Origin of the sequence: Streptosporangium sp. NPDC020145, from assembly GCF_040631275.1 — a bacterium.
Lineage (GTDB): Bacteria > Actinomycetota > Actinomycetes > Streptosporangiales > Streptosporangiaceae > Streptosporangium.
Genome location: NZ_JBEXZT010000005.1, coordinates 158238 through 170489 on the forward strand (window position 1 = coordinate 158238; position 12252 = coordinate 170489).

8 protein-coding genes are annotated in these 12252 nt (G+C 74.0%); 3 read left to right on the forward strand and 5 right to left on the reverse strand.

The window, feature by feature from the left end:
* Positions 1–10: 10 nt before the first annotated feature.
* The 3 genes from ABZ463_RS11705 to ABZ463_RS11715 all read left to right on the forward strand — a co-directional run bounded on the left by ABZ463_RS11705 (position 11) and on the right by ABZ463_RS11715 (position 4848).
* On the forward strand, positions 11–1585 hold the full coding sequence (locus tag ABZ463_RS11705; RefSeq protein ID WP_362775893.1) for an FAD-binding oxidoreductase: 1575 nt from the start codon (positions 11–13) through the stop codon (positions 1583–1585).
* An 88-nt stretch (positions 1586–1673) separates the two neighbouring features.
* Entirely contained in the window at positions 1674–3191 is a 1518-nt protein-coding gene (locus ABZ463_RS11710) for a metallophosphoesterase (RefSeq protein ID WP_352011337.1), read from the forward strand.
* A gap of 49 nt (positions 3192–3240) precedes the next feature.
* Positions 3241–4848 carry a bifunctional 3'-5' exonuclease/DNA polymerase gene (locus ABZ463_RS11715; RefSeq protein WP_362775562.1) on the forward strand — a complete coding sequence of 536 codons (1608 nt, stop codon included), beginning with the start codon at positions 3241–3243 and terminating at the stop codon, positions 4846–4848.
* Here the strand turns inward: ABZ463_RS11715 and ABZ463_RS11720 are convergent.
* The 5 genes from ABZ463_RS11720 to ABZ463_RS11740 form a co-directional block, all read right to left on the reverse strand.
* Entirely contained in the window at positions 4830–6068 is a 1239-nt protein-coding gene (locus ABZ463_RS11720) for an MFS transporter (RefSeq protein ID WP_362775564.1), read from the reverse strand. The two genes, ABZ463_RS11715 and ABZ463_RS11720, sit on opposite strands and share 19 nt — an antisense overlap.
* 115 nt (positions 6069–6183) lie before the next feature.
* Positions 6184–8157 carry a protein kinase gene (locus ABZ463_RS11725; RefSeq protein WP_362775566.1) on the reverse strand — a complete coding sequence of 658 codons (1974 nt, stop codon included), beginning with the start codon at positions 8155–8157 and terminating at the stop codon, positions 6184–6186.
* An 89-nt stretch (positions 8158–8246) separates the two neighbouring features.
* Positions 8247–9713, reverse strand: coding sequence for a DUF1116 domain-containing protein (locus ABZ463_RS11730; protein ID WP_362775568.1), 1467 nt, complete (start codon positions 9711–9713; stop codon positions 8247–8249).
* A gap of 5 nt (positions 9714–9718) precedes the next feature.
* Positions 9719–11170 (reverse strand): FdrA family protein, encoded by a 1452-nt coding sequence (locus ABZ463_RS11735; RefSeq protein WP_362775570.1) that lies wholly within the window; start codon positions 11168–11170, stop codon positions 9719–9721.
* Entirely contained in the window at positions 11167–12069 is a 903-nt protein-coding gene (locus ABZ463_RS11740; protein WP_352011342.1) for a DUF2877 domain-containing protein, read from the reverse strand. Before ABZ463_RS11740 ends, ABZ463_RS11735 begins: the two co-directional genes overlap by 4 nt.
* Positions 12070–12252: the final 183 nt, after the last annotated feature.

Consider the following 12252-nt stretch of genomic DNA (forward strand, 5'->3'; position numbering starts at 1 on the left):
AGCCGAGCCCATGCTCTGGTCCGGATGGGGCGACCCCGCCGGGGCCGTCGAGCTGCCCGAGGCCGTACGGTCGCTGCTGCGCGACCTGCTGGGGGTGCGCGCGCCGAGTACCCCCGCCGTCGGGCTCGAAGAGGTGAGGCCGGCCGAGGTCGTGCTCGCGCCGTCCGTCCTCGACGAGCTGCGCGCGGTCGTCGGCGCCGAGCACGTCCGCTCCGACGACGAGAGCCGGATCCGGCACACCCGGGGCAAGTCGACCCCCGACCTGATCCGCTTGCGGGCCGGGGACGCCTCGCGGGCACCGGACGCCGTGGTGCTGCCCGGCTCCCACGACGAGGTGCTCCGGGTGCTGCGGGTGTGCTCCGGCCACCGGGTCGCGGTCGTCCCGTTCGGCGGGGGCACCTCGGTCGTCGGCGGTCTGAGCGCCGACGGGCACGGCTTCGCCGGGGTCGTCGCGCTGGACGTGGGCAGGCTCGACCGGCTCGTCTCCCTCGACACCGAGTCGATGGTCGCCGAGCTGGGGCCGGGGCTGCGGGGGGCCGAGGCCGAACGGCTCCTGGGCGAGCACGGGCTCACCCTCGGGCACTTCCCCCAGTCGTTCGAGTACGCCACACTCGGCGGCTTCGCCGCGGCGAGGTCGAGCGGTCAGGCCTCGGCGGGCTACGGCGGGTTCGGCGACATGGTGGTCGGCATGACGGTCGCGACCCCGCGCGGCACCCTCGACCTCGGCCGCGCGCCCAGGTCGGCGGCGGGTCCCGACCTGCGCCAGGTGATCCTCGGCTCGGAGGGCGCCTTCGGCGTGATCACCTCGCTCCGGCTCCGGGTACGGCGCTCGCCCGCGGAGCGCCACTACGAGGGATGGCGCTTCGCCTCCTTCTCCGAGGGCGCCGCGGCGCTGCGGCGGCTGGCCCAGGACGGGCCGCTGCCGACCGTGCTCAGGCTCTCCGACGAGACCGAGACGATGATCGGGCTGGCCGGGCCGGAGGAGATCGGCGAACCGGTGGCCGGGGCGGGCTGCCTGGTCGTCGCGGGTTATGAGGGCGGTCCCCTGGAGGTCGCCGAGACGCGGGAGCGGGCCGCCGCGGTGCTGTCCGAACTCGGCGGAACCTGTCTGGGAACCGAGCCGGGACAGGCGTGGGCGCGCGGCCGCTACGCGGCGCCGTACCTGCGGGACGCGTTGCTGGCGGAGGGGGCGACCGTGGAGACGCTGGAGACGGCGGGCTTCTGGGCCGTTCTGCCCCGGCTCTACGAGGCGGTGCGCGCGGCGCTGACCGCCTCACTCGGCGCGCCGCTGGTGATGTGCCACATCTCCCACGTGTACGCCACCGGGGCCTCGCTCTACTTCACGGTCGTCACGGCGCAGGAGGAGGACCCGGTGGCGCAGTGGGAACGGGCCAAACGCGTGGTGAGCGAGGTGATCGTGGCGGAGGGCGGCACGATCTCGCACCACCACGGGGTGGGACGCGACCATCGGGAGGCCTACGCGGTGGAGATCGGCGAGCTGGGCGGGGAGATCCTGCGCGGGATCAAGGAACGGCTCGACCCGGAGGGGGTTCTCAACCCCGGGGCGCTGATCCCCAGTTCTTGATCTACAACGTAAAGGGCTGGGCCGTCGCGGTGGGCGGTTTCACCACGAAACGGATGCGTCTCCGTAAGATCAACGCCAAGATATGACCATGGTCGATGTCGGGCGGGCCGCCAGGCGCGGGCGTGAGGTCTCCTCGCGGGTCTCAGAGGAGGGCGCGGGCTGGTCCTGCGCCCAGATGGGCACCTTCAGGGCCCTGGTGCCCGACAGGAAGACCTTCAGCTGGCTCAGCCCGCGCGTGCTGTGGAAGTCGAGGAACCAGGTGCTCGCGGGCCTGTTCGGCGACCCCTCGGGACAGGCCAGGGCGCGCTGGGTCGCCGCGCAGCTCGAACGGGGGGTCGACCCCTCCCTCCGCGTCCCGATGGACGTCGGGCCCGAGTTCTCCTTCCTCCTCCTCGGGGACACCGGGGAGGGCGACCTGTCGCAGTACGCCGTCGTCCCCGGCATGCTCAAGATCGGGGCGGACACGGCCTTCGCGGTCATCGCCAGCGACGTGATCTATCCGGCGGGCGCGGGCGACGAGTACGAGGACAAGTTCTTCCGCCCCTACCAGGACTATCGGGCGCCGATCTACGCGGTCCCCGGCAACCACGACTGGTACGACGGGCTCGGCGGCTTCATGCGGGTCTTCTGCGACGCGCCCGCGCTCGAACAGGAGCGGCGCGGGTTCAGGATGTCGCGCTCGGGGCTGCGCGGCACGCTGTGGCGTGAGCCGGAGGCGATCGACGAGGTCCGCCTGACCGGCGCGCGCAAACTCAGGGCCCGCCCCGAGCAGGGTACGGCCCAGCCCGCGCAGCCGGGGCCGTACTGGGCGATGGAGACGCCGAGCCTGCTGATCGTCGGCGTCGACACCGGCATCCACGGCGGCCTGGACCGGGAGCAGGGACGCTGGCTGCGCGAGGTCTCCCGGGACCCACGGCCCAAGATCCTGATCACCGGCAAGCCGATCTACGTCCGCAACGACTACAAGCCGTCCGGGATCGAGGGCGGCGGGACGATCGACGACGTCGTCACCGACCCGGCCAACAACTACGTCGCGGCCATCGGCGGTGACGTGCACAACTACCAGCGCTTCCCGGTCAGGGTCGGCGACCGGACGATCCAGTACATCGTGGCGGGCGGTTCCGGGGCCTTCATGCACGCCACCCACACCACCCCCAGGATCACCGTCGGCGGGGTGAACGAGGACGACTACCGGTGCTACCCGCTGCGCGGCGACTCGCTGTCGTTCTACAGCAAGCTCTACAGCGAACGGCTGCGCATGCGCTGGCTCTACCTCACCCCGGAGGAGGGGGTGGCGCTGATGTCGCGGCAGATCGGCAACACCCCGCCGAGGGACATCGGGCCGGTCCCCATCACGCGCAGGATGCGCTGGGCGGCGCGGATCCTGGGCGGCTGGCCCATGCCGTTGCGGCTGCCCGTCGGCAAGACCTTCCACCGCTACCTGTCGGAGTTGTCCGACTGGGACACTCCGCCGTTCTTCAAAAGCTTCCTGCACGTGTCGGTGACCCCGGCCAGTCTGCGGATCCGCTGCTTCGCCGCGACCGGCTGCCTGCCGCAGGAGATGGAGCCGCCGCTTGAGGACGAGGTCGAGATCCCGCTCACCTGACGGGAGGCGCCTGACCGGAAGTGTCGGTCCCGCGTGACAGGCTGGCCGGATGAACGTGGCAGTCGCCGCGGGGCCCGGCACCTCGGGGGTGCTGCGCCCCGAAGGGCAGGGGTCCCGGACGGTCGCCGATCTGGCGGCGGCCGTACGGGAGCTTGAGACGGGGGCGGGGACGGCGACGCCCCGCTGGGTCTGGGCCGACACGCGGGAGGTCTACCCGGCGCTGTTGCGTGAGGGGGTGCGGCTGGGGCGCTGTCACGACCTGGCCCTCACCGAGGGGCTGCTGCTGGGCTACGAGGGGCGCCACGGCGAGCCCCGTTCGGCGCGGGCCGCGCACGCCAGGCTGCACGGCCTGCCGGTGCCCGAGGAGCACCCCGGGCCGCAGGCCAGGCAGGCGACGTTGTTCGACGAGGAGGCGCCCCCGCCGGACGCGGACCTGGTGGCCGAGGTCCACGCCGACCAGCTCAGGCGGATCGAGGCCCTTCCCGAGCCGGGACGGTTCCGGCTGCTGGTCGCCGCGGAGTCGGCGGGGGCGCTGGTGGCCGCCGAGATGGCCCACGAGGGCATGCCGTGGCGTCGTGACGCGCACGACGAGCTGCTGACCGACCTGCTGGGGCCGCGTCCCGTGCACGGCATGCGCCCGGCCAAGCTCCAGGCTCTGGCCGACGAGCTCGCGCGGGCCTTCGGCGGCCCGTTCAACCCTGACTCCCCGCAGCAGATCGTCAAGGCGTTCAAGTCCGCCGGTCTGTCGGTGACCTCGACCAGGGCGCGGGAGATCAAGGAGGTCGACCATCCCGGGGTCGCGCCCCTGCTCGCCTACAAGGAGCTGGCCAGGATCCACAGCTTCCACGGCTGGACCTGGGCCGACCAGTGGGTGCGGGAGAACCGCTTCAGGCCCGAGTACGTCGTGGCCGGGGTGGTCTCGGGGCGCTGGGCGACCAACGGCGGAGGGGCGTTGCAGATCCCCAAGGTGATGCGCAGGGTCGTGGTCGCCGACGAGGGCTGGACGCTGGTCGTCGCCGACGCCGCCCAGCTGGAACCCCGGGTGCTGGCCGCGATGGCGGGTGACCGGGGCCTGGCGGCGGCGGCCGGGCAGATCGACCTCTACCAGGCGCTGGCCCGGGCGTTCGGCGGTGAACGCGACCACGCCAAGATCGCCCTGCTGTCGGCTATGTACGGCGGGACCAGCGGCGACGCGCCCAAGCTGCTGGCGGTGATGCGCCAGCGCTTCCCCAGGGCCTACCGGTTCGTCGAGGACGCCGCCAGGGCGGGGGAGGAGGGCAGGCTGGTCCGGTCCTGGCTGGGCCGTACCTCGCCGCCGCCCTCGGCACGCTGGCGGGAGCTGGTCTCGGGGCCGGAGGGGGCCAGGGCGGCGCGTGACTGGGGGCGCTTCACCCGCAACTTCGTGGTCCAGGCGACCGCGGCGGAGTGGGCGCTGGCGTTCATGGCCGTCCTGCGTGGCCTGCTGCCCCCTCCGGCGGCGCTGGTGTTCTTCCAGCACGACGAGGTGATGGTGCACTGTCCCGCCGAGCTGGGCCAGGAGGTGGTCGAGGCGGTCGGCAGGGCCGCGGAGGAGGCGACCGGGCTGTTGTTCGGGGACACGCCGGTGCGTTTCCCGATGCACGCCGTCGCCGTGCGCTGTTACGCCGACGCCAAGTGAACGGGCCGCAGGACCAGCCAGGCGCCGGTGACGGTCACCATGACCGCGACGGCCGTCCCGAGCACCCCGTAGGACAGGGTGCCGACGACCACCCCGGCGAGCGCCGCGCCCACCGCGCCGCAGACGTTCATCAGCAGGTCCGAAACGCCCTGTACGGCGGGGCGGTCTTCGAGCCGTACGGCCTCGCTGAGCATCGCGGAGCCGGAGATCAGCCCGCAGGACCAGCCGAGGCCGAGCAGCGTGAGCCCCGCCGCCACCCGGGCGACGTCGTGGGGTCCGGCCCCGCCCGCCAGGACCGCGGCGGCCAGCAGGAACCCCATGCCGAGCACGAGCACTCTGACCCGGCCGATCCGGTCGGAGAGCCAGCCGACCACCGGGGACAGGATGTACATGCCCGCGATGTGCAGGCTGAGCACGATGCCGATGACCGAGTAGTCCGCGCCGCCGTGGCCCAGGTGGACCGGCGTCATGGACATGATCGACACCATCGCCGTGTGGCTCACCGCGATCGCGGCCAGCGCCCGGGAGGCGCCCGGCTCCCGGCGCAGGGTCCGCCAGGCGGTGCGCGGGGTGCCGCCCCGCCTGGGGCCTCCCTTCTCCGGGGCCGCCGGGTTCTCCGCAGGGGCCAGGGAGCGGGCCAGGAGCAACGGGTCGGGGCGCAGACCGGCCAGGATGACGACCAGGGCGACGGCGAAGGCGATCAGGGAGAGCGCGAAGGGGCCGGTGTCCGGCGCCAGGCCGAGGGAGCGGCCGAGGCGTTCCACGGGTTCGGCCAGGTTGGGGCTGGCGACGGAGCCGATCGTCGCGGCCCACACCACCCACGCCAGGTGCCGGGCGGTGTGCCCGGGCGGGGACAGGTCGGTCGCCGAGTAGCGGGAGGCCAGGCTGCCCGCGCCGGCGCTGCCGAACAGCACGAGCCCGCCGAGCAGCAGCGGCCACGACCGCACGGTGACGGCCGCGAGGATGATCACGCATCCCACCAGGGCGCAGCCGTAGGCGAGGGCCAGCCCGGCCCGCCGTCCGCCCTTGCCGGAGGTCCTGGCGGTCGGCAGCGCGAGCAGGGCGGCGCCGAGGACGGTCGCGGTCCCGGCGAGCCCGCTGATCGTCTTCGAGCCCGACAGCTGTGCGACGACCAGGGAGCTCAGGGTGAAGCCGACGGCGGTGCCGATCCCGCTGGCGATCTGCGCTACGGACAGGACGACGAGCGTTCGCCGCTGCACCGCGGCTGCTTTCCGTGTTTCTTTATAGGAAATGGCGCTATTTGTGGGGGTTGCGGTCACAAATGAATTTTGTCATCACTTATAACGTTTTATCGGGTGGGATGGTGGGGGTCGCTCAGGCGTTCGGCTGGAATGTCGAGAAGAAGACCCGCCGTGCCTGGGTGCCCCGGTCCCAGTCGAGATCCTGGGCGGTGAACGAGATCAGGTAAGCGTTCTGCCCGTCCACCGCGACATAGCGCGTCAAACCATGCATGGGGACGGCCCCGGGAGACCTGACGTAGGTGTACTCCCAGTCGGCCGCCCGCCACGAGCCGTACGGCACCGTCTCAACCCCGACCTCGGTGTACTCGTCCAGGTCGTCCTTGGTGATCCCGTCGAGCGCCGCGACCGGGTCGGTCACCGCTGTCTGGGAGACGACGACGCTCTGCCCGCTGTTCCTCGGCCCGTGGAAGGTCACGACCCCGTCGGCCTCACGCACCGTCCAGCCCCCGGGCAGCGCCGCCGAGACACCCCCGGCGCCCAGGGTCCGGTAACCGCCGGGGATCTCGGCCCGGGACGGCGACGGCGCGGCCGAGGAGGGGGCCGGAGCGGTCGGGGAGGGAGCCGCCTGCGGGGTGGCCGAACCGGGGAGGAACAGCAGGAACAGTACGGCGGCGACCGCGGCCAGCGCCGCGACCGCGCAGACGGCGATCAGCAGGGGAGCCGGACGGCCCCCGCGCATCCAGGGGCCCTCGTTCACGGCCCTGCGCCGCGCGCTCCTGCGGCCGCCCGCGGCGGGAGGCCGTGTCCCGGCCAGGGTGTCCTCCTCGTCACGCCCGCGCGCCGAACGCCGCGCCGAGGCGGGAGGAGCCTCGGGAAGGTCGACGAAGGAGCCACGCCCGAGACCGGAGGCCGGGCTGCGTAACGCGTCGTACCCGCGGCCGTGCCCCGTCTCCTGACCGTCGGGGCGGGTGGTGGGGCGACCGTCGGGGTGGACGGCGGAGGCCCCGGAGACGAGCCCGGGCGCGTCGTAGGGCACCCGGACAGGCCCGGAGGGGGTCTCGATGATCCGCGAGGGCAGCGGTCCCGTCGGCCCTGACTGCCCCGAAGGTCCCGGCGGCTGGGCGGACGCGGACTGCGTGAACGAGGTCTGGGAGAACGGTGAGAACTGGGCGGGCTGCGGGGCCGCGGGCCGTACCGGGGTGAGGACCTCGGGCGCGGGCGGCGCGGTGGGCAGCTGGTCGTGGGCCACGGAACCGTGGCTGCGCAGCACCCGGCCCAGCAGCTCGGAGACCTGTCCGGCGGTCATCCTGTCCGCCGGGTCCTTGCGGAGCAGGCCCTCGATGACGGCGATCAGCGCCCCGGCCCGCTGCGGCCGGTTGGGCTCCTGGGTGAGGATCGCGCCGAGCACGGCCACCGCGTCCGGCCCCTCGTACGGCGGCCGCCCCTCGACCGCCGTGTACAGCGTCGCGCCGAAGGACCACAGGTCGGCGGCCTGGGTGATCGGCTTGCCGGACAGGCGCTCCGGCGGGATGTAGGCGGGCGAACCCATCAGCAGGCCCGTCTGGGTGACCGAGACGTCGCCCTCTATCGCGGCGATGCCGAAGTCGGTGAGCACCACCCGGTCCGAGGTGAGCAGCACGTTGCCCGGCTTGATGTCACGGTGCAGCACCCCGGCGCCGTGCGCGTGCCGCAGCGCGTCGAGCACCCGGACGGCGATCTCGGCGGCCTGCACGACCGGCAGTGGACCGTTACGCCGTACGGCCTGCTCAAGGGACCAGGCGCGGACCAGCTCCATCACGATCCAGGGACGGCCGTCCTCCTCGACCACGTCGTGGACCGTGATGATCCCCGGATGGCTGAGCCGGGCGGCCGAGCGTGCCTCGCGCAGCATGCGCCGGTGCGCGGCGTGCATGCCCTCCTCGTCGAGACCGGGCGGGAGGATCAACTCCTTGACCGCCACGTCACGGTCGAGCAGCACGTCGTGCGCGTGCCACACCACACCCATACCGCCCCGGCCGACCGGTGAGATCAGGCGGTAACGCCTGCCGACCAGCCTGCCCTGCGCCTCCGCCTCGGTCGTGCCGATGGTGTCGCCCTCCGAACCCATGGGGGGCCCTCCCGGCAGACGATCGGTCGTCCTGCCTCGTCCCCGCAACCAACCCTATGCGCAAGGTTGGACACGATATCGGGATCGTGTCAGGCAACGGAAGTCGGCGGCCCGCCGGTGGCAGCGACCTCGGTGACGGCGACCTCGGCGACCTCGGCGACCTCGGCGAGCGCGGCCAGCGCGGAGGTGAAGGCCGAGACGGGCGGGGTCACCAGGCCCGCGCCGACCTGTCCCGTGCCCGCGACCCTGCCCGCGATGCCGGTGTTGACGACCGGCAGCAGGCCGGTCCTGGCGACCAGCGTCACGTCCACGCCGACCGGGGTGCCGCGGAAACCGAGCCCGGGGATCCGGTAGACCGGGTGTTCGGCGAGGGTGATCTCGTACATGGAGAGGGTCGCCTCCGTCGCGGCGGCCACCTCCCCGCCGACGAACCGGACGATCGCCGGGGCCGCCGCCATCGCGAAGCCGCCCAGGCCCGCCGTCTCGGTGATCGTGGAGTCACCGATGTCGGGGTTGGCGTCCCGCGGGCCGTACGCGCCGAGGTAGAGACCGTCGGGCACGGCGGCGGGGCCGGTGAACCAGCGCTCGCCGAGCCCGGAGACCTGCACGCCGAAGTCGGTGCCGTTGCGGGCCATCGCCACGACGAGGCTGGAGCCGGGGACGTCCCTGGCGGCGTCCGCGCTCACCTTGCACGCCGCCATGGCCGCGTTGAGGAAGAAGTGGTCGTTGCCGCCGACGAAGCGCAGCACCTCGGCCGCGTGCAGGGGAGCCGTCTCGACCAGGCCGCAGGCCAGCTCCCGCACCAACAGCGAGGTGGCGGCGCGGTTGCGGTTGTGCAGCTCGTCGCCCATCTGCAGGGCCTGCGCCATCAGCGCCCCGAGGTCGAGCGGCCCGGACGCCCGCAGCGTCTCGCGCAGCGCGGGGCCGAGCACCTCGCCCATCCAGCGCAGCCGCCGCAGCACCCCGTCGTCGTAGGCGCCGTAGCGCAGCACCCTGCCCAGGCCCTCGTTGAGCGAGCAGCAGGCGGTGCCGCCGTTCTCCTCGTCACGCACCTCGAACATCCACATGGACGGGCTGACCACGCCCGCCATCGGCCCGACCGCGCCCCACCCGTGGCAGGGCTCAAGGCGGACACGCCCCTGTTCGAGCAGCCGCAGCGCCTCCTCGGGGTCCCCGGCCAGTCCTTCGAGCAGCACCGCCCCGGTGAGCGCGCCGCGCAGCGGTCCCGAGGCGCGTTCCCAGCGGATCGGCGGGCCCGCGTGCAGGAACGTGCCCGGCGGCAGGCCGAGGGCCTCATCCGCCCGCCGTACCCCGACGAGGTGGGGCCTGGCCGACGTCATGCGGCCGAGCGCCGTCGCGTTCGCGCGGGACCTGCGGGGGTCGGCCAGCACCCGTGCGACGTCGTCCCCGGTGCCCGGCAGCGGCGGGCGCCAGTCGACGGCCATCCTCGGTACGGCCTGCGCGTCCAGAGCCTCCCCGAACACCTCGGCCCCGGCCGTGACCACCCTGGGCTCCCCGTGGAGGGCGGGCAGCAAAGCCGGAGTCGCCGGAGTCACCGGAGTCACCGCGCACCCGCCAGAAGGGCCGCCGCGTACCCGGCCGCGTGGGCGTTGGAGACGAAGACCGAGGCGCCCGCCGCCCGCAGCGCCTCCGCCTGGGCGGTCAGCCCCTGCGGGTCGTCACGCGAGCCGACCAGCGCCACCACGACCGGCACGCCCCGGGCCACGGCCGAGGCGATCCCGGAGGCGAGCCCGGCGGCAGGGTCGGGGTCGGCGGCGTGTCCGAGGACCACGTCGAGCAGTGCGACGTCCCCCGCAGGCACCCGTGCGAGGGCCTCAAGGCGCAGGGAGGGGTCGATCATCGGGTGCGCCCTGCCCCGGGTGTAGACGTCGTCGCCGAAGTCGGTGAACTCCCCGGTCCCGGCGACCGTCCTCGCCTCCGCGCACAGCGTGCCCCCCGAGTAGACGCCGCGCAGCGTCCCGGCGGGGTCCGCCCGCGGGCTCACGGGTGCGGGCCACGAGGGCCACACCGGGACCGGGACACCCAGGGCCCGCAGTACGGCCTCCGCCGCGTGGGTCAGGTCGCCGGGGCCGCCCCCGGAGTCGCCGTCGAGGTCACAGCCGGAACCACCGCCGGACCCGAGCAGCGCCGTCACGACCGGGGTGGACAGCGCCCGCGCGGCCCGCCGTACGGCCAGGCCGGTCTCGGGGGCGGGCGGTTTGGAGACCAGCACGATCAGCTCGGTCGCGGGGTCGGCGTCGAGCGCCGCCAGGGCACGCAGTGTGGACAGCCCGGCGACCTCGGCGGACAGGTCCCTGCCGCCGACGCCGAGCACGTGGCTGACCCCGACGCCGGCCAGGTCCAGCAGACAGGTCACCTGCTGGGCGCCCGTCCCCGAGGCGGCGACGACGCCGACGGGACCGGGCCGCAGCACGTTCGCGAAACCGAGACCCGCGCCGCAGACCACCGCGGTGCCGCAGTCCGGCCCCATGACCAGCGGGCCCAGCTCGGCCGCGCGCCTCTTGAGCAGCACCTCCTGCTCGACGGGGACGTTGTCGCTGAAGATCATCACCGAGAGACCGGCCTCGATCGCGTCCATCGCCTCGGCGAACGCGTAGGGCCCCGGCACCGAGACCAGCGCCAGCGTGGCAGCGCCTTCACCGCTCTCACCGGCCCCGCGCAGCGCCGCCGAGCGCACGGTGCGCGCGGGCCGTTCCCCGCCGCCTCCCTGAACGGTTCGTACGGTGAGGTCCGTGAGCAGCCGGTCCAGCTCGGCGCGCGCCGTCTCCAGGTCATCGGGGCCCGCGCCGCGCAGCGCGACCAGCAGGTCGCCCTGTCCCGCCTCGGGCAGCGCGAAACCCAGCCCGGCGGCGAGGCCGAGGTTCAGTTCGGTGGCCATCGCCACCACCGCCACCTCGATCCCGGGCAGCGCCGACAGGGCCCCGCTGACCCGCATGAGGCTCACCGAGTCGTGGTAGACCCCGGGGCGGACCCGGACCAGGTCGGCGCTCAACGGCCCGCTCCCGCAAGCCCGGCCACCGCGGCGAGACCGGCGCGCACCCCCCACGCCAGGTCGGCTCCCGAGGTGTGGCCGATCTGGAACAGCCGGTGCAGCGCGGGTTCGAGCGCCTGCCGCCCGGCCAGGCCCCGCAGTACGGCCAGCACCTCCCCGCACGCCTCACCCCTGGCGGCGCAGTGCAGCAGCGCCGCGGAGATGGGCGTCGTCCGCTCACGGGCTTCGAAGGTGACCGCCGCGGCCAGCCAGTCGGCCAGCCACACGGCCCGGCCGACGCCCGAGGCGGTGCCGAGATGGCGCAGCGCGACCAGCAGCCCGGCGATCATGTCGTCGCCGCTCGGGGTGAGGCCGGGGCCGAGACCCACGAGCTGCTCGGCGGCCGTGACGCCCCGCAGCAGCGAACCCTCCGCGCACCCGAGCGCGAGCCGTACGGCGGCGTCGTTGCCCTCAAGCCCGGGACGTCTCGGCGAACGCTCGCACAGTCCGGAAAGCACCGGCAGCCAGGAGGCCAGCAGCGCGGGCTCGACGGGACCGAGCGGCGGCGCCGCGTCCCACCAGCGGTGCGCCCGCAGGCCGAGGCCGCCGAGCTCGATGGAACCGTCACCGACCCACGCCTCCTCGCCCACGGCGACCCGGGGCATCGGGCCGTTGATCACCATCGCGTTGGGCAGCCGGACCGCGTCCCCCGAGAGCACCGCGACCACGTGGGGTTCCAGCTCCGTGCGGACCTCAAGGTAGATCCCGGCGGGGAAGGCCGCGAGCACCCGTGCGGGGCGGCGGGGCGACTCCAGCAGCGCGCGCAGGGCCGTGCCGGCCGCGCCCGTCGCGTGCGCCCGTACATGTCCTGGCTGGACGCCCCGGCTCCGCCGGGCCCTCGGACGCGCTCCGACGGTCATGAGCCCTCGCCTGCCTTTCACCGTGCCGTGCTGTGCCGTGCTTGTGCCGCGGTCGTGTCGTCACCGTGTCGCGCGGCTGTGACCGGCCAGGACGCCCCCGTTCCACTGAGCCGACGGTAGAACGCCCGGCGAGCTCGCCGTACGGAGAAAGGTGCCAACAGAAACCCCAAAGGTTGGTTCTTC

Coding starts and splice junctions, on each gene's coding strand:
- ABZ463_RS11740 (WP_352011342.1), bottom strand. CDS start 12,069: ATGACCGTCGGAGCGCGTCCGAGGGCCCGGCGGAGCCGGGGCGTCCAG.
- ABZ463_RS11725 (WP_362775566.1), bottom strand. CDS start 8,157: ATGGGTTCGGAGGGCGACACCATCGGCACGACCGAGGCGGAGGCGCAG.
- ABZ463_RS11710 (WP_352011337.1), top strand. CDS start 1,674: ATGGTCGATGTCGGGCGGGCCGCCAGGCGCGGGCGTGAGGTCTCCTCG.
- ABZ463_RS11705 (WP_362775893.1), top strand. CDS start 11: ATGCTCTGGTCCGGATGGGGCGACCCCGCCGGGGCCGTCGAGCTGCCC.
- ABZ463_RS11715 (WP_362775562.1), top strand. CDS start 3,241: ATGAACGTGGCAGTCGCCGCGGGGCCCGGCACCTCGGGGGTGCTGCGC.